Here is a 24,532-nt window from a genome sequence, read left to right on the forward strand (position 1 = left end):
TGCGATACAAATCAGGTTTCAAGGTATTGTCCGTTATAGCTCTCTAATTGTAGCTAATACAATTCGAATGATGCCATAAAGCAATAAAAGTATTACGCCAAATAACACCAAATTGTAAACCACTGTTGGGTACTTATTGTCATCCGGCAGAGTAGGCGTCTCAATAGTTACTAAGTGCTGTAATTTCTGATAGGTTTCCACTCGGGCATTTTCAAGGGTAATCAGTGAAGAAGAAAATGCTTGTATAGCTAACTGTAACTGAACCTGTAGGTTGCTGTATTGCGCCATCAGTTCACCTACGGAAAGGTCAGTATCAGAGCTATCTGGGTCAGTGGTACTAATCTGCTCTTTGCGCTTATTAATTTCACTCTGCAGTGCACCAATTTCTCGCTTGATATTAATCACCTCAGGAGCAGCATCAGACATCATGGTTGAAATGGTACTCAACTCTGCTTTCTTTTGTGCCAAGGTGGCTTCTAACGAAAATGCAATTTGCTGGAAAGCTGCGCCTTCTGCGGTAGGGTCAAGCACATTATATTTTGACTGAAAGCCTAAAATTTCTGTTTTAGCTTGTTGAAGTTTTTGCTCAACAATCTCGTGCTCACCCTTAGCGAAGGTTAGCTTTGATTTGGCTAGATTGTTGTTGATATTGTTTATAAATTCTTCCGCTTTTACCACAATAGCTTGGTTTATGACTTGCGCGAATTCGGGGTTAAAAGCACGGGTACGAAGTGAAATAACAGAAGAGGCTGAATCTACACTCACTTCAACGTGGTCTAAGTAAAACTGATAGAAGCTTTCCTGCTTATGAGAACTTGATAAGCCGCTAAAAAAGTCGGCCTCGTCAGACATGTAATGTTCTCTTAGGTTAATGGTCTCATCCAAGTACTTAATCATGTCTGCAGATTTGATATAAGCTTCTACTAGTTGGCTTTCATTTCCCATGCCGCCAGAGCTAATACCTGCCGACATCAGTAATGAAGATGGGTCGAAACTACTGCCGCCATCACTTGATTTTACGATTAACTGACTTTGGCTTTCGTATTGAGGTGCAGCCCATACAATGAGATAGAAGGCATATAAAAACCAAGGCAGCACAAGCAAAAGCGTTTTATGCTGTTTCATCAGTTCATTCAGCTTAGTAAGAGTTTTTTCCACGTGTAATAAACCTATTTTAACGATTTTTTGTTAGCTGCATCTTGCGTGTACACGTCAATGCCTTCTTCGAGATCAGCGTAATACGATAATTTACCATCATCTATAATGACGGCGGATGTACAGAATTCTCGAATTTGATCGAGTTCATGACTTACCATGATAACGCCGGCAGTTTCACTTTTTTCTTTAAGTGACGCTCTGGCTTTTTTTCTAAAAAGTGGGTCGCCTACAGAAGTGGCTTCGTCAATAAGATAAATATCAAAGTCAATATTCATACAACAAGCAAATACAAACTTAGCCCGCATACCTGATGAGTACGTCCGCACGGGTAAGTCAAAGCGCTTATCTAACTCAGCAAAAGCTTGAACCTTCTCTTCGTATTCCGGTAACGACGCCACGTTATTGATACGACCGATGAAACGTGTGTTCTCACGGCCTGTCATTTGGGGATGCACGCCTGTTTGCAGTGCAACTGGCCATGACATCGCTTTATTAGTAAGCACGCGCCCTTTATCAGGGTATTCACTCTTCGCTAACATGCGAAACAAGGTGGATTTACCCGCACCGTTTTTACCCAATATGGCTACGTTGTTCTCGGTTGGAAAGTCAAAGTTAAGATTTTTAAATATATATTGGGGCCCCATTTTACTCGGGTAGCTTTTTGTCACGTTCTCTAGTTTGATCATCGTGACAATACCTTTTTCCACGTAATGTGATACAGAGAAAGACTCAAGAATAAGAATACAATGGTAATTTCTACCACAAAGCTAAACGATACCCCTTTATGTCCGTAAGACTCAAAACAAGCATACCGAGCAAGCTCGTTAAAGTGGACTAGTGGATTCCAAGTGAAATACGGCCAGAGGTATTCGGGCATATCTTGAAGGCTGAAAAATACACAGGAAATAAACATAAGGGGGCGTGTAAGCATTGATTTTATTTTGTCTACTTCAGGAACGAAAGCAACCGCAATACCAAACACTAAACCAATTGAAACAGAAAATAACCAAAGTAGGATGTAAAGGGTGATAAATAGCAGTGGGTCATGAATCTTGAAGCCGTCACCGAGTAAATAGAGTGCTAAAGCAAGTAGTGCAATCACTACGGTTTTAATTGATAATTCAACAAAGCCCGCAGTCACTATAGCCGCAAGCGGTTGAACCTGCCTAAATGCATATAATGGTTTATTTCGTCGAATGGACGTTGATACTGACTGAAGATTGGAGGTAAGTGTCTGAAGGCCAACTAAACCAATCATCATGAATATGAATAATGGTATAGAGTGAACATCGTCGCCGCTGATCAAGCCTCTTATAAACGAAAGGGCAGCAATGAAAATAAAAGGCTCTATAAAGGCCCAGCTGAGCCCAAATTTATCATTGAACTTACTTTGAAACTCACGCAGGAAAAGTGCGAAAATCACACTTCTCCAAGCGTAAACTTGTTCTTTGAACGTTACCATAACTAGTCTGTGGCTACGTTCGCAGCAATGGCGATTTGATAGACAATTTGCGTAATATCTTTTACTGCCTGAAGCACTTTGGTATCAATAGCCGGCAGCACAATGATTTGATCGCCAGGTAATAATTTAGCGCCACTGCCGTTAGCCGTTAAAATACCATTATCAATATTAGCAAACGCAACGTTGCCATTTTTGCGCACAATCAAGATACGCTCATCTTCAGCCCGTTCGGTAAAACCGCCAGCCCATGCAATATAATCTTCAGTATCTGCGTCAGGGTTAAATACAACCGATTGAGGGAGTAAAACTTCGCCACCAATATGAATAAGATCCGTAATTTCTGGGATCACAATCGTATCATTAGGTTCTAAAAGAATGTTCGCAGTGTCGCCATTTTCAGACACAACCACGCGGCCTTGGGGTTCAACTTGGCGTGCTCTGGCAATAAAATCAGCTACAAGTTGAGCTTCCTGTGCGCGAATAGCACCTTCACCGGTAGAACTGATAGGAGCAGTATACATACTGCGCTCTAATCGCTCTAAGCCTTGCTCGATAATTTCTCTTTGCTTTATAGCAACACTTTCTCGCAGGAGATAAATATTCTGCGTATCGGACAAGGTTGTATCAGCTTCAATATGATCAAGCACATCAAGCAAGCGTGTACCTTTGTCTACCATCAATTGTGATGCACCTGAAAATGCGCCAGCTACATTAATACGATAAATTTGTGCTTCATTATCAGCCACGTACTCTACTGTATCGCCGGCTTTTAAAGGCAAGCTTTCAAAGTCGGTTAAGCTTAAGTAACGTGCAAACTGTTTATTATCTCTTACGCCAGCGACAGAAGCATGAGAAGCAAATTCACCCGGTCGTGCAAAGTAGTTCACTACCTCGCCAGTGAGTTCCTCATCTGAAAACTCAAAGGTGAAACTATTTCTGGCACCGGTTTCCACCACGATAGTATTGCCGATAGGGCGAACTAATATGGTGTCACCATCTTTAAAAGAAATTTTTGGAAGCTTGCCGTTCCTGAAAAATGCATATAAATCAGCGGTTGCAATAACTTCGTTGTCGCGAATAACATCTATTTTACGGAAGCTACCACGTTGAAAATCGATACCTCCCGCCCGTTTCAAGTAATACAGAACACTATCAGATGCTAAGCCCGCATATTGCCCAGGACGTAAAATTGGACCAGAAACATAGACTGCCACAGGTGTTGAAGTAAGTAGGTTGACGTATACGTTTACATCGTTGGTATAAACCTGACGAATTTTACTACTGACTGTCTGGTTTACTGAACCCGCTGGCGTGTTAGCAACCCGAATTGGGCCAATATTGGGTATAAATATGTTGCCTTGGTTATCAACAGTAGAAACATCTGAATAATTGATTGCACCCCAAAGCCATATAGAAATTTTATCCCCAGGCGCAACCAAGTAGTTATCGTTTAAACCTGTGGTTCTTTCTGACTCGAAGCCGCCAAGAAAAAGGTTCGCAGCAAACGGTGGGTTAGCCATTGCTTTTTGTTGGGGGAAAACACTTTCAATAGTCGGCTCACCCGGAAGAGAAAGGCCGTCTCTTGGCTGAGTGCTAAATTGCCCCATTGTACTTTGTGCGCTACCTGCGCCGGGCAGTGTACGTTGACTCTGAACGCTGAGAGGGGACACGCCAGCTGCAGTACTAGAGGTTGATGACGAGCCTGTTTGTTGGGCGCGTTGTCTTAACTGTTCTATTTGTTCCGCACTCTGCGCGTAAACTGTTTGAGAAAATAAACTGATTGAAAGTACAGCTGCAGCGGTAAAAGAAACTAAATTTAACAACTTCAACTTATTCTCCTCGTGATTGAGCCGAGGCTACTAATGGGCTCAAAATAGACCAAGCTCCGTCGCGTTTACAAACGGTAACCTTGTCTTTGGTATATTCATTTTTGGACTGGGTGGCAGAAAGTGTAGCTTGAAAGCGAATGCAGTCGTTACCGGTTGCCGAGGTATACAATTTAGTCGCCTCGTAATCAATGCCTTCAAGCATAATTTGAATGCTCTGGCCCTGACTAAACGAAGAATTTAAATTTGGAATGCTTATTGCTACACCTTCTTCGGCAGACAAAGAGTATGCTAGCGAAGCGTGTACTAGTGGAATATCGGCGGTTGTCGATTTAGGCACATTACTGCACGCCGCGAGCAAGCTGGTAAGCGCAACGAGTAAGAAAGCCCTTTTTTGCGTATTTAACATTGACTGTCATATCCATATAGCAATTTGGCGCTAGGATACCATAAGAATAAAAAAAAACATGCTTTCGTCACGGGTTCGACATGAATTGCATTTTGATGGATGCATATTTGCTCTAAAGTCAGTGTTCACAAGACATTGTGTATGAAATTTGTTCAAAGTGTTGTGTTGATTAGCCTGAATTCATTCTGTTACAAAAGTTTTTACTACTAAGGGTGGTTACAACAAAGAATGTTTATTATGATAGAGAGGGTTTTCCTATCCTGTTTAAATAAAAGAATGAAACCCTCGGTAGGTCGTTAAAGGACGTTGTTTTAATATGGATACCAATTTGGTTCACATGTCACACTTTAGAAGAACACCTATCAGTGAAGCACTGATTGTTGGTGGTATGGGCCGTGGTGGCACGAGGTTTTGTTTAATATGTTAGCGTACCTGCAGTTTGTTCCCCTTTTTACTGCGTTTTTTGTAGCTCTCATTTTGTTAGTGGTGATGACACCGTTAGCACATCAATTTGGCTTGGTTGATCAACCAAGCGCAAGAAAGCGCCATGCGGGCATTATCCCATTGACTGGCGGCGTCGCCATCTTTATGGCGGTATTGGTTGCGAGTGTTGCTACTGATGTATGGATGAAAAATAATCCTCTATTTTTTACTGCTTCTGCTTTTGTTGTGCTTCTTGGTATGCTTGACGACCGTTTCGACTTAAGTGCCAAAGGACGTCTAATGTGTCAATTCGGTGTGGCTTCAATTATGGCGTGGAGTGCGCAAAATTATGTCACCTCGTTAGGTAATATTTTTGGTAATGGCGATATTGCGTTAGATATAAGTGGGTATTTCTTTACTGTTATTTGCGTAGTGGGTGTTATCAATGCCTTTAATATGATTGATGGTATAGATGGTCTTGCAGGAGGCATGAGTTTGGTCATCCTGCTTACCTTGGCGGGGTTTCTCACTGCTACTGGCAACGGTGCTGCCATTATGGAACCGTTAATTATTGTGGCTGCCATCGTACCTTTTTTAGCCTTTAACTTAAGTTGGAAGGGTTTTAAAGGAAATAAAATATTTATGGGTGATGCGGGCAGTATGTTCGTGGGCCTAACAATAGTATGGTTATTAGTCGACCATACCCAAGGTGATAGTGCTGCATTTAGACCAATTACCGCCGTGTGGTTGGTTGGACTGCCATTGATGGATATGGCAGCTATTATGTACCGCCGTGCACGCAAGGGGCAATCTATGCTCCGTCCCGACCGCCAGCACTTACATAACATTTTTATGCGTGCTGGGTTATCTAGTCGTCAATCTCTCATCGCGATACTATGCATGGGCGCCTGTTATTGCGTAATTGGGATCTTGGGTGAAATACACCTTGTGCCTGAATACGTCATGTTTTGGGGTTTTATTTGTTTACTTGTCTTGTATAGTATCGTCATTCAGAACATTTGGAGCGTACTTCGCTTTATCAAAAAGCGTTAGAGTAATATTTCTAATGCGTTGATAAATTGAATGCTAGAAACAAATTTCGAACGCCGGTGTAATAAGATTAGAAAGCGCTTTTCTTTTACTTTCCCATGTATCAACGCTTTAAAATTGGTAATTCTGTTTGGACTCAAACCTTTCAATTCTTCACAACAACTATAAGAAAAAACGTGTTGAAACCTTAGTCGCCATGGCGGTTTACGGGGGAGACAAGGTTGAGTGGGTAGAGCAAGCAATTGATAGTATCCTCAATCAGACCTATCAAGATTTTGTCTTTATCATTGTAATTGACGGGGAAATTACCGTTAAGATGATGAATAAACTCAAAGATAAAGCCTTTTCTGATCATAGGATTATACTAGCTCAAAATGTGGTTAAACCGGGTTTGGCTAGCTGCATGAACAAAGCGGCCGAATGGGGATTATCGTTGAACCCTTCCTACTTCGTGAGAATGGATGCGGATGATATCTCGATTTCTACTCGACTCGCACGGCAAATAAATTATTTGCGAAAGCATGCTTATATATCAGTACTGGGTTCAGCACTGACAGAAATAAACGAGCACGGTGGCAAAGTGGGGGCGCGAGTTATGCCTTCATCACATAGGCAAATTGTCAGCATATTACCACGGCGGTGTTCACTGAATCATCCAACTGTAGTAATACGTTACACGGTGTTTGAACAGGGTTATAGATACGACAGCAACCTAATGAACACACAAGACTACTTTCTTTGGGTAACCCTGGCTTCTAACGGCTTTGTATTTAGAAACCTTAAAGATCGTTTATTGAACTTCAGACGCGTAAACAACTTTTATAAGCGCAGAGGCTTTAGTAAATCACTCAACGAATTTAGAGCAAGGTTCAATGCCATGCTTAAACTAAAAAAGTTAACGCCTTACAATGCTGCATATGCATGTGGTGTGCTAGCGCTTCGATTGATGCCAGGGAAAGTCGTTAAATTAGCGTATAAACTCGATCGTCATTTATTGGATAGGTTTGGTAAACATTGAACTGTGGAATCGTCGTTGTACTTTATCACCCTGATATTCAACATGTGCAATCACTTATCGATGGGTTCATTCACTGTGAATGGCCGATTGTATTAGTCGACAATTCTTCTGAGAAAACTGTCTTATCGCTGTCTTCTCACTGCCAGTACTTCCATTATCCTGATAACGTAGGCATTGCCGAGGCTCAGAATGTAGGCCTCAATTATCTATTTGAAAATGGTCTTTCACATGCGGTAGTGCTAGATCAAGATAGTCTATTTACGGTAAATATGGCAGTAGACTTATTAGCTCAGTACCACGAACTTGAGCAATCCCATAAAATAGCGGCACTTGGCCCTTCAATACATTGTCAATTTACTGATAAGGTTGCCGTAGGCCGAATTCAAAAGGGACGTCAAATCGATAGCAAGGTTAGAGAAGTAAAACAAATCATTGCTTCAGGTATGATGCTATCTTCTTCAGCATTTTCTACAGTCGGAAACAAAGAAACAGGCCTATTCATAGACGGTGTGGATCATGAGTGGTGCTGGCGCGCCAATAAGCTCGGTTTTTCTATATTTCAGTCTTTATCAGTATGCATGCCGCACCGTCAGGGCGATGACCGTGTAAAGGTGCTAGGCGTAACATTTAAGCAAGGCGCACCTATTCGACTTTACTATCAAATGAGGAACGTATTACTCTTAGCGCGAAGGGGATATGTACCACTTTATTGGAAGTGCCGTCATCTTCCCGCAATACCGCTTCGATATATTGTTAATCGATTCTACTTTCCTGATGGGAAAAAGCGTGGGCACTATTTACTGAAAGGACTGGCCGACGGTATTAGTGCGAAGAAAGGAAAGATTCATGAGCCTAGCATAAAGTAGGCTCTACGTTGTTTATGCAATGGTTTTAGTTGGAACTCTAAAGTACTGCTAAATGAATGTAAGGTTTCACTAAATATGTGCAGATGATAACTTTTGGTGCATTGCGCTGAATTAAAAAGGGGCGTTGATTAGTCAAATTCTTTTATTTCAAAAACATTATTTTTCAATGATGTTGGGCTGATCAGCACCAGTTATATGTGATACGAATTTAAATATGTGCTTCATGATGAAGCTTTTTATTTTTATAATAGAAATCGTTATGAAGTGAACTTTAAGCTTTATTGAAGCGTAATCGTTTCGAGCCAAAATGAAGTTGTGAGTATGGAATGTGGATTGCATACTTCATTTTAGGTTGAGGATTATCAGTACAAGGACATTAAATTATGAGTCAAGTAAAGAAAGCCGTTATTCCAGTTGCGGGTCTAGGTACCCGAATGCTTCCTGCTACAAAAGCAATTCCTAAGGAAATGCTTCCAGTGGTAGATAAGCCGCTTATTCAATATGTTGTGAAAGAATGTGTCGCAGCAGGGATAAAAGAAATTATATTGGTAACCCACGCTAGTAAGAACAGTATTGAAAACCATTTCGATACGTCTTTTGAGCTTGAAGCCACATTGGAAAAGCGTGTTAAGCGTCAGATACTTGAAGAAGTACAGTCAATTTGTCCGAAAGATGTCACCATCATGCATATACGCCAAGGTGTAGCGAATGGTCTCGGTCACGCTGTATTGTGTGCCCGTCCTATCATTGGTGATGCACCTTTTGCAGTAGTATTACCAGATGTGATTATTGACGATGCAGCAAGTGATCCGAAAAAAGATAATCTTGCAGACATGGTTGCTAAGTTTAACACCACCCGTGTTAGCCAAGTTATGGTAGAGCAAGTTCCTCAAGAAGATGTAACCAAGTTTGGTATTGCGGACCTTGATGGCGCAGCCATTGAGCCCGGTGAGTCTGCGAAAATCCACAGAATGGTAGAAAAACCTGCGCTTGATGAAGCTCCGTCTGATTTAGCTGTCGTAGGTCGCTACGTGCTATCTGAGAAGATTTGGGACTTACTAGAGTTCACTCCTCCTGGTGCCGGCGACGAAATTCAACTTACAGATGCTATAGATGCACTAATGAAGGTTGAACAGGTTGACGCTTACTACATGAAAGGTAAGAGCCATGATTGTGGTAGTAAACTAGGTTACATGAAAGCTAACGTAGAGTACGCGCTTAGACACCCTGCGTTAGGCCAAGAATTTAAAGAGTATATTGCTAGCCTTAGCATCTAGGGTTACAGTATCTAGGATCACAGTATCTAAAATTACAGCTATTTAAAAGCGCGCTCATGGCGCGCTTTTTTGTGCGTGTTTTCCAAACTGAGTAACACCAATTGTGTTTTTTAGTCTTTTACTACAACATAACCTTGTAACTTAGATAGCATCTTTTCACCAATGCCCTTTACTTCAGTTATTTGGGCGACTTCTAAAAACGGCCCAACATCTTGACGGTAAGCGATAATCGCCTTTGCCTTAGAAATACCTACGCCGGGTAATGTTTGAAGCTCTTCAATACTCGCGATATTAAGGTCGATTTTTTCAGCAATACCAACACTTACCATTGATGATGAAGCATCATTATCTAATGGGGCAGCCGATATGGCTGGTGTGTAAATAAATAGCGCAGATAAAACCAGTAAGCTTGTTAATTGTCTTTTCATTGTCATTCCTTGTTTGGGGTGTACACCATTTGTACAGCGTTGATGTTACCTACAGAGATAAATATGAAAAGACCAGTTTTGGGACAGTTTTGTCAAACGGCCATCACTAGTTTAAGGCTTCTTTTTCTTTTTTGTATGGGGGAGGAGTGAAGAGAAGAATGTATGCAGTAAGAGACAGGTACAAAAAAAGCGGGCTTGAAGCCCGCTTTATCAATGACGTCTATTTAGCCTTAAAGGCGGTCAATTAACGCTTGAGTAAATTCATTTGTACCGGCTTCACCACCAAGGTCGCGAGTAGTGCGGTCGCCAGATTCAATAACATCTTTTAATGCGCTACGAATCTTTTCTGCCTTATCACCCATGTTCAAGTATTCAAGCATTTGAGCCGCTGCAAGAATAACTGATGTTGGGTTAGCCAAGTTCTTACCAGCAATATCAGGAGCAGAACCATGAACAGCTTCGAAAATAGCACAGTCTTCACCGATGTTAGCGCCAGGAGCCATACCAAGTCCGCCAACAAGTCCTGCACATAAGTCAGAAAGGATATCACCAAATAAGTTAGTCGTAACAATTACGTCGAACTGATGTGGGTTCATTACCAATTGCATACAGGTATTATCTACAATCATTTCTGTAGATTCGATATCTGGGTAACGTTCGCCCACTTCACGAGCTACTTTTAAAAATAAACCCGAAGTAGACTTCAAGATATTAGCTTTGTGAACGGCAGTAACTTTCTTACGGCCTTCACGACGCGCTAATTCGTATGCGAAAGTTACGATTTTTTCAGCGCCGTCACGGGTGATTTTACTCATCGCTTCAGCTTCGTTACCGTCTTCTGAAACCACTTGTCCAAGACCCGAATACATACCTTGAGTGTTTTCACGCACGGTAATAATATCAATATCTTCGTAACGCGCTTTAGTGCCTTTGAACGAAATCACAGGGCGTAAGTTTGCGTAAAGTTTAAATTGCTTACGTAAGCTAACGTTAATTGATGTGAAACCTTCGCCAACTGGTGTAGTTAGTGGGCCTTTAAGTGCCACTTTATTTTTAGCAATAAGGTCAAGTGTTGCTTGTGGCAGAAGTTCACCATGCTCTTCAAGGGCAACTAAGCCTGCATCTGCGTAGTCATAGGCAAAATCACAGCCCACTTTATCTAAAATTTTAGTGGTTGCATCAATAATGTCTGGGCCAATGCCGTCACCGCGAATGACTGTAATGTGTTGCTGAGTCATGTGGAAGGATCCTCTGATAATTCTATTGTCAAAATCGTTAGGTTTACTACATTTTAGCTTAGCGAGCGAAACGCGCCAAAGAAGACCGCCTCATCTTATTATTATTATGAAAATTAGGGGTAGCTCGTTGAAGCGGCGCTAAGCGGCGTATTTTATACGATAGCGGGGCTAAGTTATAGCCATTCGTAAAGATTAATTTTACTAGTGCAAATTAAGTGGGCAAAACAGATATTCGCCAAGTCTTTCCATCACGCGGCAAACATCTTCACTTTTCAAGTCTATGGTTCTTCGCAGTGTATCGAAGGTGTTGTCAGTGGCGGCATCTCGTGCATTCAACGGGAATAAGTACTCTCTGGCAAGACCGAAAGACAGTTGTAAAATGGCATGTTCCTTTTTCAAAGAAGCGGCCACCTCTGCGTGGCGCCGACCTGACTGATGGATCAACGCTCGCCATGTCGCACTTTGGTGCCAATTTCCTGCAAGTTCACCTGAAATAGTGTGCCATGAAGAAACCCCTTTAACCTTGAAAGCGTTATCTATCTGAAAATAGTCTTTGTGATTAACGGGTAGTTGAGTCGCTATTTTTAATCCTGGCAGTGTAAATAAAGGCGCACACAAAAACGTGGTCACTAGAGCGGCTGATTGAGGGGCAAATTTAGTTTTTGTTATTGATGCTAACTGCGCCGCAATACCACACGCCAAAGAGGTAAATTGTTTGCTGATGGCAAGCAATGGATATTGATGTTGGGTTAAGCGTTCTATTAAGGCATGTTGTACCAGCATATCGCCCACTCTTTCCAAACCATAGGTTAGTATTGCTTGTTTAAGGCTTGTAACCGGGAGTTTAAGGCGATTGTCTAGGCTAGCAGTGGAAAGCAAGAACTGCTGGAAGCTGGGTACTTTCTCTACCTTTTGACATAAATTAGGTACATCTACATCAGCTTTTTGCAATTCATCAATAATCTCTATCAAGGCTAAGGGGGGGCGCTGAATAGGGAAGGTTGTGGGTAAAAAAGGCTGCTCTCCTTTCACGCTTAGCGCGTTCTCACAAGCTAGATATTGATTTGTGAAATCTTCGAAGCTCAGATACAGGTCTTTAGGGGCTAAAAGCGTATTACGCTTAACCCATAGTATTTTCTCATTCTCATTCCTACTTGGTGAATGTACAAGCGCATGCTGTTTTTGTATATCTATCACAATAGCGGGGTGCGCTTTTACGTATACCCTAGCTCCAGGCGAAGGTATTGAAATGAGTGATGCAATAGGATGCAAGAAAGTTCGCTGCACGGTGGGTACACGCTGAGCGATAAACGCCAGAAGACTCGACCTCGAGTGACTGTCAGTACAATAAGAAAACACGCTGGTTATCAGGCTTATGCGTTGCAGTGATGTTAATTTTGCTTCGCCAACATATTTTATGGATTGTGAGCTGAAAAGCACTTTTTGTAACGCGATAATCTGTCGCCACATGGTGAGGTGATGGTCGTTGATGAAGGTAAGCAACGCTTTTTTCTGACCAATTATCTGCTCTTTTGAGGTATTAGCCACATTAGAAGAAGCAAGATTTGATGCTACTAAATAATACGTAGCCAAGTGAGCTGCGATTATATGCTGTAAAAAATGGTCGTTATAATTATTAAGCTTGCCATACAGTGCAAGGTTCAATATGTGACGGGTGAGGGCATCAATATCACTTGTGCATTTTTGAAGCGCTAAAGGAATGGCGGGGTGAGCTTGAGTGAATGAGAGGGTAAGCTTAGCGCGTTGAAGACAAGTATTAACGATTTTTTGGGGCGTCGATGTCGGTGCAGGTAACGAAAGCAGAGCGTCAGAAAGCTCAGAAGCATCATTGAGCTCCATTTGGCTAGCTTTGCTGGTAACTTGAATACGCCCCGTCGCCCCACGCAATGAGTTTTTCGTTTTCAAACAATAATGGCGTGCATTCATCTTGAGTGGTTAAACCATCAGCACGAACGTGCTGGGTACGGTAAAACATCACTTGAATGGCATTATCATTCTGTCGCTTGGCTTCGGTAATATCAGGCGAACCAAGTAAAGCCAGCACTTCCTCTCGGGTACTACCCAGCTTTAACTTGGTAATTTGTACGCGGTTATACTCTTCGCGGTCTTTCCAGTCCATATTTTCAGGTTTATCGGGATAAACTGAAATCACTAGAAATACAAAAGCTGCATACAATGCTATGCCAGCAAAAATGAGTCGAATTACCTTGGAGTTCATAACCCTAACTTTTCGTTTTTCTGCGCTAAAATAAACAATTTACAACATGTATATAGGTTACAAACTGTAATTTCGCAGTTCCTTTATTTGAATAACTACTTAAGTCTACAGTGTACCGTAAAAAGTTCATGGACGGTAAGTGTTAAACGTAAGGAAATGCGTCTAGCTATTTCTCAATGGTATAGCACGGTGTGTATGCAGAGCCGGGAAGCTTCATTCTCTGTTGAGAAACAAAAGATTCTAATAGTGTATCAACCCGCTCCATCAACGTTGCATCACCTGTCAGCCTAAATGGCCCATGCTGTTTAATGTGCTGAATCCCTTCTGCCTTAACGTTACCAGCCACAATACCTGAGAATGCTTGCCTTAGCGCTATCGCTAGCGAAGCATTATCCTGATCATGATGTAACGCTAAATCTGACATGGTTTGATGCGTAGGAATAAATGGACGCTGAAAGTCTTCTTCTATCTTTAGTGACCAATTAAAGCTGTAGGCATCGCCCATTGCTTCTCGGTACTTTTTAACTCTCCCAAGCCCTGTGCGCATAACCCGAGCAACTTCTTCAGGATCGTCAACAATGATCTGGTATTTGCTCTGTGCTTCTTTCCCTATCGTCGTACCGATGAATTCATCAATGGCTTCAAAGTAAGTCTCAGAACCCGCTGGACCGGTAAGGATGACAGGGAAGGGCTGCTGGGCATTTCGTTCATTCATTAATATGCCAAGCAGATAAAGTAACTCCTCAGCGGTGCCAACGCCGCCGGGGAAAATCACAATGCCGTGGGCTAGGCGAACAAAGGCCTCAAGGCGCTTTTCAATATCTGGCATGATGACGAGTTCATTAACAATCGCATTGGGTGGCTCTGCTGCGATAATGCTAGGTTCAGAGATACCAATGTAACGGCCTTCCTTATATCGTTGTTTAGCATGCCCAATGGTAGCCCCTTTCATGGGCCCTTTCATTGCACCTGGGCCACAGCCTGTACAAATATTCATTTCTCTGAGCCCTAACTGGTAGCCCACTTCTTTTGTATATTTATACTCAGTTAGATTAATAGAATGCCCGCCCCAGCACACCACCGTATTAAGGCTATCGTTTCCTTCAAGTGCCTGTGCATGGCGCAACATGTCAAACACCATGTCGGTAATGCTCACACTATCGGCTGGCGCACTTTTGTGGGTAAACGCATACTTATTACCCATATAAAGCAGATCGCGAAGCACGGCAAAGATGTGCTCATGTACACCAGTAACTAAAGTGTCATCCACAAAAGCAACTTCTGGTGGATTTACCAATTCAATTTTAACGCCGCGTTCTCTACGTACCAGCTTGATATCGAAATTTTCGTAAGGCGCAAAAAGCACTTCGTAATCATCTTCATCGACACCACTATTTAGTACTGCTAAGCAACAGTTTCTGAACATGCCATACAGTGCACTATTTGTTGTATCTTGTAATTGAGCCACTTCAATTTGCGACAACTGACTCATCCAACCAACAGGATTTAACTGCACTTTCTTCATACTTATTCGTCTCTGTCAGTAATAACGCGGTTGCGACCGCTATTTTTAGCTTGGTAGAGCAAGTTATCAGCACGTTCAAAAACAGCGTCTGGGGTGTCACCTTTATTGAAAAATGAAGCACCAAATGATGCCGTTATAGTGACTTTTTCTTGCTTAAACTTAAACGGTAAAGAGGCCAGTTTCGTTCTCATGGTTTCAAGTAAACTGATGACTTTTTGTTTATTCATACCGGGTAGAAGTAAAACAAATTCTTCACCGCCCCAGCGCGCCATAAAGGTGTTCTCTGTTAATTGTTGTTTAAGGTTCTTTCCTACCACTTGTAGTGTTTTATCGCCGGCAGCATGACCGAAACGGTCGTTGATTGACTTAAAGTGGTCTATATCGATGACGGCCACCGCTAAATCATCACCGTTATCTTGCCAAGACTGAACTGCTTTCGATAACTTTTCATTGTAAGCTTGGCGATTAGGTAAGCGGGTAAGCGGGTCGGTTTGGCTCAGCATCATTTGCTCAGCCAGTTTCTTTTTATAGGTTAGGGTTTGTTTTTGCAGCTGCTCAATTCTGCTTTGCATTGAGCCAAGTAACCCCATTAACGATGCTTGACCTTGTGAGTCTAATTGCGCTTGTTCATTCAATGTGCTGGCAATATTTTGAACACAGAATTGTGTGTGTTCTTTTAGAGACTCCAAAGAGTCGCTGTGTGATACCGCCTCTTCAATACTTTCAATATGCGACTGAAGCTGCGCATTACCGACTTGTCGTTGCTCAAACTGAGTCCGGCTATTTTCCATGCTTAGCTGAATGTCTCCTCCCATTTTGCCTATGGAGTTATGCAAGCTTTGAATAACCTTGCCAGTTAGGCTGGCCTCAGCCATGGCGTCTTGTACTATCATTCGAAGGATAACAACACAGCTTTTAAGCAATTGGTCTTCCGACATACCTTCCGTCAGTTTTTTCTGTATATCAACTAATTGACTGTCGTCAGGTTGGCGCTGGGCATAGCTGGCAATAAGTTGGTTTAGTTCCTCTAAAATAGACTTATAAAGCGGGTTCACCGTATTGTCTTTATTGCTTTCTTTACTATTTTCCAGTGCAGGTGCTTCACCCTTATTCTTTCCAGCTTCAAGCTCACTGGCTGCACTACTCGCCAATGCCGCATGATGCAACTCAATAGCCTGCTGGAATAGCTTGTAAATACTAAAAATATCCCCTACCGGCTGGTTCAGAGTTATCAATTGCTGTGTGGCTCGTTTTTGAAGCACTTCATCTTCAAACACTACTTTTTGAAGACGCTTAGTTGCACTTTCCAGCAAAGCCACAGTTTCAATACTGTATTTTTTTAATGTCAGTTCTTGATGTTGAAGCGCGCTATTAAGCTTGTTGATGCTTACCGTAGCAAGAGTAAAGTTTGGCGTGCCGGACAAATGCCCTCTCAATATTTGTAGTTCGCTATCAACTTTGTCGGAAAACCCTTCATAAAAGGCAGACAAGCGAACGATAAATTGTGAAAGTAGCGTATTGTGTTGCTTATAAGTTTGAAGCTGTTTGGCGTCCATAATTGTTGTTTACTCAACCTTAGGTGAAGTCATCCTGCACATTTAATGATTCTATTAAATCTGTGCGCTAAATTATTGGCGAGCTTGCCTTTTATTTGCGTAGGGCGTTTCAAAATTAGAGCGGAAAGGGTTTATGTCGAGCCCTCCACGTCTTGTGTAACGCGCGCATACTGTCAACTTCTCAGGTTGGCAGTGTTGCATAATGTCACAGTAAATTCGCTCTACACACTGTTCATGAAATTCATTGTGCTGCCTGAAGCTAATCAAATATTTTAGTAAGCCTTCGTGATCTATGCTTCTCCCTTCATAACGAATTTGCACACTGGCCCAGTCAGGCTGACTGGTAATAAGGCAATTCGATTTAAGTAAGTGGGAAACCAAACTTTCAGCCTTTTTCTCGTCCGTTACTTTTAACAGCGATGTGTCAGGCTCGTAAGTTTCAACTGAGATATCAAGTTCATCAAGCAGTACACCTTCAAATTCTTTAAAAGTTAATGTATTGAATTGATTGGGAAGCGTTAAGCTGACCATCACGGGCTCACCCGCACATTTTGATAGGTCGGATGCCAGTGTGGCTCGCACATCTTCAGGGCTTTCAAAAGCGGTTTGATTAAAGCTATTTAAATATAACTTGAATGACTTCGACTCTATGAGATTTGCAGAAGTAATAGGTACATTACATTCAAGCAAGGCTACGTGAGGCTTTCCTTTTTTGTTGAGCCAAGACAATTCATACCCAGTCCATGTATCAATACCTGTAAAGGGCAGGGCTTCAGCGTTCAACGATAACGTATCTCGGCTTAAGCTACGGGGTACGCCCTGAAGTAGGTTAGGGTTGTAATGAAATTCATATTCAACCTGCTTCCCCAATGAAAGATCCTTGGGCGCTGAAATAGAAATTTTATCGTTTACCTTCGAAGTCATATTTACCTATATATTCTAACCGTTTTAGATGTGCCGTCTTACTTGAACTTGGCACCTTATACCTATAGTGTACCTCAAAAATATTGGTGTAACCCCATAATGGCCTTAACAATTAGTAATGAATTAACCCAACTTATCGGTGCTTTCACTTCCCATCATGAGCGCAGTGGCAGTCTGCTGACTATACCTTATGATAGTCAATGGCCCTCACCTTGCTACTTAAAGCAGGGTGATGAGGGTGAATTGGTACCGTGGGAGCCCAAGCGCCAAAGTGACAGTCAGCAGTCTGCGCTAAGTTTTAAGAATGTTGAAGAGGCATTAGACATTAAGCTCAACGCTGATTTTTGTCAGTTCTTTACCCAATTTTTCAGTAACAATTTACCAGTAGCTGCAGAGCATGGGGCTTGTGAGTTATTGCAAGTTTGGAATGAAGAAGACTTTGAGCGGCTTCAACAAAATTTAATTGGACACCTATTAATGAAAAAGAGACTGAAACAAGCGCCAACACTCTTTTTTGCATTAACCGATGAAGATGATTTTGTTTTGAGTGTGTTAAATAGCACTGGAGAAGTGGTGTTAGAACAAGTTGGAAGGCCACCACAAAAAGTCATTTCGCCAAGCCTGCCGGCATTCATAGCCACACTACGAGCTGAATGAGTTTTTTGTGTCATGCCGTGCTGAAAAAAGACACGGCATGTAGTCGTTACCAATGAAGGTGGCGTTTAAAGCTAGTGACGTCAGGGACTTTATTAAGTGTTTAGGCTTACTCAATAGATGCTTCTAGCCGCTTTTGTAGCATCGCCATTTGCTGTTCAAGCAACGCCACCCGTTTTGAAAGCGACGCAATGGTTTCTACTTCCTTCCCGTTAATAGATGCAGGATCTGATGCGCCATTCGCAGCATTAAAATGTTTGATAGCTTCAATAGCCTCTGTTACCGATGCTTTAAAAGGCGCTTTTGCTCTAAGTAGTGCCACAGAAGGCGATGTCCCTTTTTGCACCATTTGCTGACATACAATCATTAATTTCTGCAGATTATTATTTTGCAGTGACATTTCATTCGCCAATAAATTACAAGACGTCCAGCTTATCCACTTAAGCTTGATTTCGCTAGGGTTTTTAACCAATAAATTGTGTCAAACTGACCACTAATTAATATAATAAACCACGTGTTATGAATTTAATAATCACTAAATTTAACTAAAGCTATTAAAATCAGAAGCTTAAACAATTGGTCTCATTCTTGATTACCTAATTGCATATAACAAAACTACAAACGATAAAAATCAGAGGAAATCACATGAAATCGATTATCTTACCACTCGCATTAGCATCATCATTCTTACTTACTGGTTGCGTGGTATCTGTAGGTGGGGGGAGTGATAGCCATTATGGTACTGATGTAGAAGACCGAGAATACAATAACCGCAAACATATCTCGAACCTTGAAACAGGAATGAGCTATGAAAGCGTATTAAGAAAAATGGGGGTGGCTGATTTCAACGAGCTTTATGAAAAGCAAGACGGTACCTATCGCGTATTGTTTTATCGTACTCAAAGAACCATGGGTGATGGCATAACAACGAAAGATGAATGTACGCCAATAGTATTTAAAGATAGTGGCCTAGTAGGGTGGGGTGATAGCGCTTACCACCTAATGAATTAAGAGTAGCATTAATTTAACATCTTGGTGTTTTTGCCGTAAAGTGACCATTAATTGGTCACTTTTTGCATTCTGTGACTATTAATTTATAGATTATTGAGGGCTGCACCTATGACAAATGACACACTAACCGACGGCCAAGCGATGAATGCACAAGGGGTCAATGAAGCATTAGAGCCACTTGTGTCATCCCTTGAAGCTATCAAAGCCATTTACCTTGGTGTAGATGATTTGAAGGTTGCTGCTTCTATATTATTTAATGCGTACGTAGATGATCCACTTTTTAGCGACATATTTCAGGCTGAAAAAGAAGGTTATGAGAGTCGGTTGCGCTCTGCTATCAGAGAAGAGTTAAACGCTTTTTGGGTGGCAGAGCAACCTATTGTAGGGCTGTTCGATGGCGAGCGACTACTCGCGGTCGCATGCCTTACCGCGCCAGACGCTGCATTTGGTTCTGGGCGTTACTGGCATTGGCGTTTGCGTATGCTACTTACCGCTGGCCTTTTCGGCACAAAGCAAATGCTAGAAAAAGAAGAAAAAGTTCGCGCACTAGTCCCTGCGGTTAACTTTCATATGCTAAGTTTTATTGCCGTTCACCCTGATTATCAACACCATGGACTAGGTCATACACTATTAGGTGCTATTGACAGCGTAGTGGAAGAAGATGCTAAAAGTGAAGGGGTAGCAGTGTTTGTTACAGTAGCTAAACACAAGCCCTTTTTTAACGACGATAACTATGATGTGGTGGGAGAGCTAAGCCTATCTCACGTAAAAGGCGATGTAATGTTTAGGCGAAAGCCTGCATAAATTGTCATAAAAAATGCGTAAACTGGGTGAGGACTTTACGTTGTTTAATAAATAAGGTGGTATGCAAATGCTAAGTGCGCAAGGAAGTTGCCTGTGCGGGGCTATTACCGTAATGGCGGAGAATATTAACCCTAAATTCACTGTTTGCCATTGTGATTCTTGCAGACAGTGGGGCGGTTCGGCGCTGTTTGCATTACAATGCGGTACGCAGGTCAAATTCGAAGACACGACCTCTAGTGGTAATAACGTTAGCATTCACCGGTCGTCAGATTGGGCTTCTCGCGGTTTTTGTGGCAACTGTGGTACTCATCTATTTTACAAGCTCAATGAGACCGGTGAGTACAATATTCCTGTCGGTATATTTCAAGCACTAGATGGGTTAGAAATGGATATGCAGTACTTCAGCGATCAACGCCCGCACTACTATTGCTTTTCTAATAAAACAAAAGAAATGACCAAGGCTGAAATTCTGGCGTATTTCGCTCAACAGTCTTGAGTTACCAACAGGCAAAGCATGCACCGCTATTAACACGGGAAAGAAGCTATCCGACGTATCAACATTTAATGCGCGGGATCTCTTCCCATCGGGTAGTGGCTCTTTTCGTTAAGAAGTCTCTTTTCATGGCAAAATTTTGTTGAAAGCCCCTAGCCCCAAAATGCATCGTGTTTCTGCCATATCTAGCGTTTGTACTGTCAAGCACTGCCATTAATGCCGAGTTGTCCGTACTGGGTGTAAATAAATCGTCTTGGCGATATTTTTCGTCGCAAATGTCCAACAGACCCACACCCACTTTGTAGTAACGCACGCCTGGAATAAACAGTTTATTGAGCGCATCAGACGCTGCGTGAATAATATGTCGAGTATCATTGGTAGGAACAGCAAAGCTGGAAAGCGCCGACTGCTTAACATATCTGCTATCGTCATGAGGCGAATTTGCCGCAAAGAAGGTGGCGCTGTGAGCGAGTGAGTGTTGAGCGCGTAGTTTTTTAGTGGCTATTTCAGCGTGGGTGGCTAACGCTGCTCTCAATTCATCTTGTGTGGTAACTCTCTTTCCAAAACTACGGGTGCTGTAAATTTCTTTTTTAGCGGGTCTTATCTCATCCCACGTCATTCTTAGTTCACCCTGAAGTTCTCTCACTGTATTTTCTAGCACAATAGAAAAATACTTACGCATTTTAGCGGGGGATTGTTGTGACAGTGTATAGGCATTATTAATACCCATGGCCATCAATCGTTTTTCCAAGCGCCCACCAATACCCCATACATCTGCTACTGCCATGCGGGGTAATAATGCCTGCTTTTCTTGCTGCGTATTAATAACCGCTGAACCTCGAAAGCCGTCCAGCTTTTTTGCAGCGTGATTAGCTGCTTTAGCAAGGGTTGGAGTGGGGCCAAATCCAACGCCCACGGGAAGCTTTACCTCACGCCAAATAGTTTTTCTTATCTCATAGCCTAGGGCCAGCCATTCACTATCATGTAGGCGTGGCGAAAAGCGCATGAAAGCTTCATCAATACTGTATTCGTGCAATTCATCACAGAATTGAGACATGACAGAAAACATTTTTGAAGACACATCGGCATAAAGCTCATAGTTAGACGAGCAAACAACAACCCCTGCTTTTTTTGCTTCCTCTTTCACCTGAAAATAGGGAACGAACTTTTTAAATCCTAATCTTTTGGCAATAGGGCAGGCTGCGACCACGCAGCCATCGTTATTGCTCAACACCATAACGGGTTTGTTTCGCAGATTAGGGTTGTAGATTTTCTCGACCGATGCATACATAGAAGTGACATCTACTAGCGCAAACACTACTCACCTCCTAGTCGACGGGAGAGTTTTTTGTGAAGCCTAATGGAGCGCGTTACCACCCCTTCTATTGAAAATTCATCGCCTTCTTTTAAAAAGTAAGGTTTGTACAAGGGTGATGAAGAACGCAAGCAGCCGTGGCGTTTGTCTACACGCTTACAGACGAACTCACCGTTTAAGGTCGCCACAATAATGCACATGTCAGAAATATCTTCAGCTCTTGAGACAATCAGCAGGTCGCCGTCATGAATGCCATCGTCCATCATCGACTTGCCTTGTGCGTAGCCAATGAAGGTAGCAGCAGGTTTATCAATAAGCAGAGAATCTAGACTCAAGCCTAGTTCGGTATATTCTGCAGCAGGCGACTCGAAGCCTACGATGCCCGCTTGTGCAGTGATAGGAATAAATTTAAGCATACACTTCAAAAATACTGTTTATTTGTACAGTATTTTAGTGGGTTCATACTCATCAATCAATCTCAGTACAGAAAATACTCGTCTTAATGGCGACTGTAATGACCGGCAAAATTCGCAATTGGTCATAATGACGACAAGCTTTGTACGACATTTCCTACAAAAGTGTAGGAAATGTGGGTTTTTTTTCGTGGTTTATATCTAGACTAAAGTCTAACGTTGTTGATTTTTATAGGTTTTTCATTTTCAGATCATATTAACTCCTTATTTTCTCCTTAATTTATTGTAATTCTGCCTAGCGGGAATTCTTGGTAGGGATATTATTAATGGCGTCACAGGGAAACACGATGAGTCAGGATGATTTTAAGGACAACCTTGGACAACTTAAGGAAGAGAATCCCTTAACAGGAGTGAGGGGAGATGGAATAGCAGGAAGCATCACAGGGATGATAAGCGCACCGGACGTGCTGAAATGGAATTGCCAAAGAGACAAGCAAGGAAAGCGCAAGCGATAAGGAATCGCAACAGGAAGTAGAAAGGATTTGGCGAAGGATCGTCATAAAAAGGAAAGATATAGGATATATCGTAAAGGAAAGCTTGGAAGGCTTAAGCAAGGATAGTTTGCGCAGGATGCGCAAGAGCAAGGCAGCTCAGGAACGAACGGACCGCTTAAGGATTGAGCTAGTTGCACAGGATGTGTAATGTAGAAAGGATGAAAGGATAGGAACACTAGCTTTTGCTGGCAAGGAACAGCCTTAGGATGAGGCCCCCACGTGCAGGATAGGTGGGATGCTTAGGATAAATGGAAAGGGATTTACGCAAGGATGGGTAACTCGCACGGGAACACGCGAGAGAAGATGGAAAGGGGCGTATATGGATTTTAATCGGGAAGATTTTAGTCGCAAAGGAACGCAGAGAGGGAAACTCAAAATTCCAGGAAAAGGGGTAGCAGAGAGGCTACCCCTTTTTTTTGCGTAATTTTTGGCGTTGCCACTAAAACGCTCACGTTTAAAGACGCCCATTCCGCTCGGCATAGTCATCTCGTTCATACCTAATACTATAGCGGGCTAACGAATCCGAAGAACTTAATTAACTCTGTGAGGTGGTAAGGTAGTTCTTATAATATGTTTGCCTACTAACTCCACTTCTCCGCTGTATCTGTCTTCACCATTACCGGAAAATTCAAACACAAAGATATTATGCCAATCAGGCTTGCTGTAGTTGAAGGTAATGCGGGTTTTGGCTCTGGCAATACTGAGCAGTTGCAGTTGATTGTTTTTACAGTACTGGCGCAGGTAACTATCAGTAAATTCGGAAATACTTCGTATGCGCCAAAACTGAAAGGCGACAAAGCCTAAGCCCAACCATAAGGTTAATTCAAGAAGTGTCATTCATTACCCCTTAGTTTGAGAAAACAGCGTGCCAATTGCGCTGGCCAGTAAGTCACTGCGTTCTGGGGTTCTTAGTATGCCTAGTACTAATTCACGTAACTGGGGCACTTGAACAAGATCAGAGAAGAAGCCGCGGAATACGTCGCCATTATAGTTTTCTTGGTTATCGACCTCGGCAACGGCTTCAAAAAATAGCAGCAGTAATTTCTCGTCCATTTGCTGAAAATGGCGGGCAGCAATAACACTTAATATATCCAAGCGATTCAATTTCTTAGCTTCAAAGTGCGACACTAATTGCGTATATATAGTGTCGTTTTTGGTCTCACAAGACAAACCCCGTAGGGCGGCTAAACTTATTTCATCACCGTCTAACACTGAAAGCATGCATTGGTTAAGGGGGGCAGGTACGTTCGCAACTTCGGCCATTTCCATAAAAGCCCGTTGAAATGGTTCGGCAAAAAGTGAAAAGTTACGCAGCACACTGCCTTGCACTTCTTGCGCGTTTTCCATTGAGTCTAATCTGATGACCACATCCGCAATTGCCTGTAAGGGAATGGTTTGCCAGTCAGCCACCTGAGGCGCTTTCACATAGGCGATAACATGCTGTGCGCTGGCGCTAATTGGTTGATTCAGCTTCGCACGAACCAGTGCATTAAATTGCGCAAGTAATGACTGCGCGGGCACAAATGAATAAGGATTATCTGGCAATGTGTTAGCCGCTTCAGAATCATCAGAAATTGATTGGCCTAGTGCATCGACAATAATTTGCAGAAAATGGTTTCTTGAAGCCGCTACCACTAATCCCTGCTCGTCTAGAGGGAGTTTGATAAACCAAATATAGTGCTGATTTGAGCTATTTTTATTCCAAAAAACAATGCCGAACCACGCATGTTGTTGACGAGGGAAGGGCGCAACAGTTGAGCCATTCTCAATATCCAAAAACGCCTGATTGTCTAAAGCGGTAAGTCTTCGACCCATATCAAAAACAATATATTCTGTACCTGCATGCAATAAAAATTCGCTGATAGAGTTAATACTGTTTGCGTTCATTT

26 protein-coding genes are annotated in these 24,532 nt (G+C 42.3%); 9 read left to right on the forward strand and 17 right to left on the reverse strand.

Features of this window, described 5'->3' with window-relative positions:
• Window positions 1-33: 33 nt before the first annotated feature.
• From J5X92_RS00255 to J5X92_RS00275, 5 genes are read right to left on the reverse strand one after another with little or no spacing between them, the layout of a single operon-like run.
• Window positions 34-1,158: a capsule polysaccharide transporter gene (locus tag J5X92_RS00255; protein ID WP_013785222.1), complete on the reverse strand. Its 1,125-nt coding sequence runs from the start codon at window positions 1,156-1,158 to the stop codon at window positions 34-36.
• An 11-nt stretch (window positions 1,159-1,169) separates the two neighbouring features.
• A complete protein-coding gene (locus J5X92_RS00260) occupies window positions 1,170-1,844 on the reverse strand; it encodes an ABC transporter ATP-binding protein (protein ID WP_013785221.1) in 675 nt (224 codons plus the stop codon).
• Complete coding sequence (locus J5X92_RS00265) at window positions 1,841-2,581, reverse strand: ABC transporter permease (RefSeq protein WP_232363143.1); 741 nt, start codon at window positions 2,579-2,581, stop codon at window positions 1,841-1,843. The genes J5X92_RS00260 and J5X92_RS00265 overlap by 4 nt, the downstream gene beginning before the upstream one ends.
• A 41-nt stretch (window positions 2,582-2,622) precedes the next feature.
• Window positions 2,623-4,401, reverse strand: a complete 1,779-nt coding sequence (locus J5X92_RS00270; protein WP_260563427.1) for a polysaccharide biosynthesis/export family protein — start codon at window positions 4,399-4,401, stop codon at window positions 2,623-2,625.
• Between the two features lie 49 nt (window positions 4,402-4,450).
• Window positions 4,451-4,855 (reverse strand): hypothetical protein, encoded by a 405-nt coding sequence (locus J5X92_RS00275; RefSeq protein WP_208804165.1) that lies wholly within the window; start codon window positions 4,853-4,855, stop codon window positions 4,451-4,453.
• 420 nt (window positions 4,856-5,275) lie between these two features.
• On the opposite strand from J5X92_RS00275, the gene wecA reads away from it, so the two are divergent.
• From wecA to galU, 4 genes are all read left to right on the forward strand, one after another.
• A complete protein-coding gene (wecA, locus tag J5X92_RS00280) occupies window positions 5,276-6,331 on the forward strand; it encodes a UDP-N-acetylglucosamine--undecaprenyl-phosphate N-acetylglucosaminephosphotransferase (protein WP_208804167.1) in 1,056 nt (351 codons plus the stop codon).
• A 127-nt stretch (window positions 6,332-6,458) separates the two neighbouring features.
• The gene (locus J5X92_RS00285; RefSeq protein WP_208804169.1) at window positions 6,459-7,346 is read left to right on the forward strand and encodes a glycosyltransferase; all 888 of its coding nucleotides are present in this window, start codon (window positions 6,459-6,461) and stop codon (window positions 7,344-7,346) included.
• On the forward strand, window positions 7,343-8,212 hold the full coding sequence (locus J5X92_RS00290; protein WP_208804170.1) for a glycosyltransferase family 2 protein: 870 nt from the start codon (window positions 7,343-7,345) through the stop codon (window positions 8,210-8,212). The genes J5X92_RS00285 and J5X92_RS00290 overlap by 4 nt, the downstream gene beginning before the upstream one ends.
• A 383-nt stretch (window positions 8,213-8,595) precedes the next feature.
• Window positions 8,596-9,489, forward strand: a complete 894-nt coding sequence (gene galU / locus J5X92_RS00295) for a UTP--glucose-1-phosphate uridylyltransferase GalU (RefSeq protein WP_129736865.1) — start codon at window positions 8,596-8,598, stop codon at window positions 9,487-9,489.
• A gap of 110 nt (window positions 9,490-9,599) precedes the next feature.
• On the opposite strand, the gene J5X92_RS00300 is transcribed toward galU, so the two are convergent.
• The 7 genes from J5X92_RS00300 to queF all read right to left on the reverse strand — a co-directional run bounded on the left by J5X92_RS00300 (window position 9,600) and on the right by queF (window position 17,399).
• A complete protein-coding gene (locus J5X92_RS00300) occupies window positions 9,600-9,917 on the reverse strand; it encodes a helix-hairpin-helix domain-containing protein (RefSeq protein ID WP_129736867.1) in 318 nt (105 codons plus the stop codon).
• A gap of 230 nt (window positions 9,918-10,147) precedes the next feature.
• On the reverse strand, window positions 10,148-11,155 hold the full coding sequence (locus tag J5X92_RS00305) for an isocitrate dehydrogenase (protein ID WP_129736869.1): 1,008 nt from the start codon (window positions 11,153-11,155) through the stop codon (window positions 10,148-10,150).
• 201 nt (window positions 11,156-11,356) lie between these two features.
• Window positions 11,357-13,063: a histidine kinase gene (locus J5X92_RS00310; RefSeq protein WP_208804172.1), complete on the reverse strand. Its 1,707-nt coding sequence runs from the start codon at window positions 13,061-13,063 to the stop codon at window positions 11,357-11,359.
• Entirely contained in the window at window positions 13,020-13,394 is a 375-nt protein-coding gene (locus J5X92_RS00315; RefSeq protein ID WP_129736873.1) for a DUF3192 domain-containing protein, read from the reverse strand. Before J5X92_RS00315 ends, J5X92_RS00310 begins: the two co-directional genes overlap by 44 nt.
• Window positions 13,395-13,560: 166 nt before the next feature.
• The gene (ppnN, locus tag J5X92_RS00320; RefSeq protein ID WP_041452576.1) at window positions 13,561-14,919 is read right to left on the reverse strand and encodes a nucleotide 5'-monophosphate nucleosidase PpnN; all 1,359 of its coding nucleotides are present in this window, start codon (window positions 14,917-14,919) and stop codon (window positions 13,561-13,563) included.
• A gap of 2 nt (window positions 14,920-14,921) precedes the next feature.
• Complete coding sequence (locus J5X92_RS00325) at window positions 14,922-16,475, reverse strand: GGDEF domain-containing protein (RefSeq protein ID WP_013785208.1); 1,554 nt, start codon at window positions 16,473-16,475, stop codon at window positions 14,922-14,924.
• A gap of 72 nt (window positions 16,476-16,547) precedes the next feature.
• The gene (queF, locus tag J5X92_RS00330; RefSeq protein WP_013785207.1) at window positions 16,548-17,399 is read right to left on the reverse strand and encodes an NADPH-dependent 7-cyano-7-deazaguanine reductase QueF; all 852 of its coding nucleotides are present in this window, start codon (window positions 17,397-17,399) and stop codon (window positions 16,548-16,550) included.
• Between the two features lie 99 nt (window positions 17,400-17,498).
• Between queF and syd the strand changes: the two genes are divergently transcribed.
• The gene (syd, locus tag J5X92_RS00335) at window positions 17,499-18,056 is read left to right on the forward strand and encodes a SecY-interacting protein (RefSeq protein ID WP_013785206.1); all 558 of its coding nucleotides are present in this window, start codon (window positions 17,499-17,501) and stop codon (window positions 18,054-18,056) included.
• 106 nt (window positions 18,057-18,162) lie between these two features.
• Here the strand turns inward: syd and J5X92_RS00340 are convergent, their stop codons facing one another.
• Entirely contained in the window at window positions 18,163-18,453 is a 291-nt protein-coding gene (locus J5X92_RS00340) for a hypothetical protein (protein ID WP_013785205.1), read from the reverse strand.
• 245 nt (window positions 18,454-18,698) lie between these two features.
• Here J5X92_RS00340 and J5X92_RS00345 point away from each other — a divergent pair, with 245 nt between their 5' ends.
• The 3 genes from J5X92_RS00345 (at window position 18,699) to J5X92_RS00355 (ending at window position 20,364) form a co-directional block, all read left to right on the forward strand.
• On the forward strand, window positions 18,699-19,064 hold the full coding sequence (locus J5X92_RS00345; RefSeq protein WP_013785204.1) for a DUF3192 domain-containing protein: 366 nt from the start codon (window positions 18,699-18,701) through the stop codon (window positions 19,062-19,064).
• A 141-nt stretch (window positions 19,065-19,205) separates the two neighbouring features.
• Window positions 19,206-19,868 carry a GNAT family N-acetyltransferase gene (locus J5X92_RS00350; RefSeq protein WP_126872084.1) on the forward strand — a complete coding sequence of 221 codons (663 nt, stop codon included), beginning with the start codon at window positions 19,206-19,208 and terminating at the stop codon, window positions 19,866-19,868.
• A gap of 67 nt (window positions 19,869-19,935) precedes the next feature.
• Entirely contained in the window at window positions 19,936-20,364 is a 429-nt protein-coding gene (locus tag J5X92_RS00355) for a GFA family protein (protein ID WP_126872031.1), read from the forward strand.
• A gap of 58 nt (window positions 20,365-20,422) precedes the next feature.
• Here the strand turns inward: J5X92_RS00355 and J5X92_RS00360 are convergent, their stop codons facing one another.
• Window positions 20,423-21,679: a Y-family DNA polymerase gene (locus tag J5X92_RS00360; protein ID WP_013785201.1), complete on the reverse strand. Its 1,257-nt coding sequence runs from the start codon at window positions 21,677-21,679 to the stop codon at window positions 20,423-20,425.
• Window positions 21,679-22,092 (reverse strand): S24 family peptidase, encoded by a 414-nt coding sequence (locus J5X92_RS00365; protein ID WP_013785200.1) that lies wholly within the window; start codon window positions 22,090-22,092, stop codon window positions 21,679-21,681. The genes J5X92_RS00360 and J5X92_RS00365 overlap by 1 nt, the downstream gene beginning before the upstream one ends.
• A 344-nt stretch (window positions 22,093-22,436) precedes the next feature.
• On the opposite strand from J5X92_RS00365, the gene J5X92_RS00370 reads away from it, so the two are divergent.
• The gene (locus J5X92_RS00370) at window positions 22,437-22,604 is read left to right on the forward strand and encodes a hypothetical protein (protein WP_158306774.1); all 168 of its coding nucleotides are present in this window, start codon (window positions 22,437-22,439) and stop codon (window positions 22,602-22,604) included.
• A gap of 570 nt (window positions 22,605-23,174) precedes the next feature.
• Here the strand turns inward: J5X92_RS00370 and J5X92_RS00375 are convergent.
• The gene (locus J5X92_RS00375) at window positions 23,175-23,480 is read right to left on the reverse strand and encodes a DUF3301 domain-containing protein (protein WP_013785197.1); all 306 of its coding nucleotides are present in this window, start codon (window positions 23,478-23,480) and stop codon (window positions 23,175-23,177) included.
• A gap of 3 nt (window positions 23,481-23,483) precedes the next feature.
• Window positions 23,484-24,530 carry a DUF3549 family protein gene (locus J5X92_RS00380; protein ID WP_208804174.1) on the reverse strand — a complete coding sequence of 349 codons (1,047 nt, stop codon included), beginning with the start codon at window positions 24,528-24,530 and terminating at the stop codon, window positions 23,484-23,486.
• Window positions 24,531-24,532: the final 2 nt, after the last annotated feature.

Origin of the sequence: Alteromonas sp. K632G, assembly GCF_017653625.1 — a bacterium.
Taxonomy (GTDB): Bacteria; Pseudomonadota; Gammaproteobacteria; order Enterobacterales; family Alteromonadaceae; genus Alteromonas; species Alteromonas naphthalenivorans.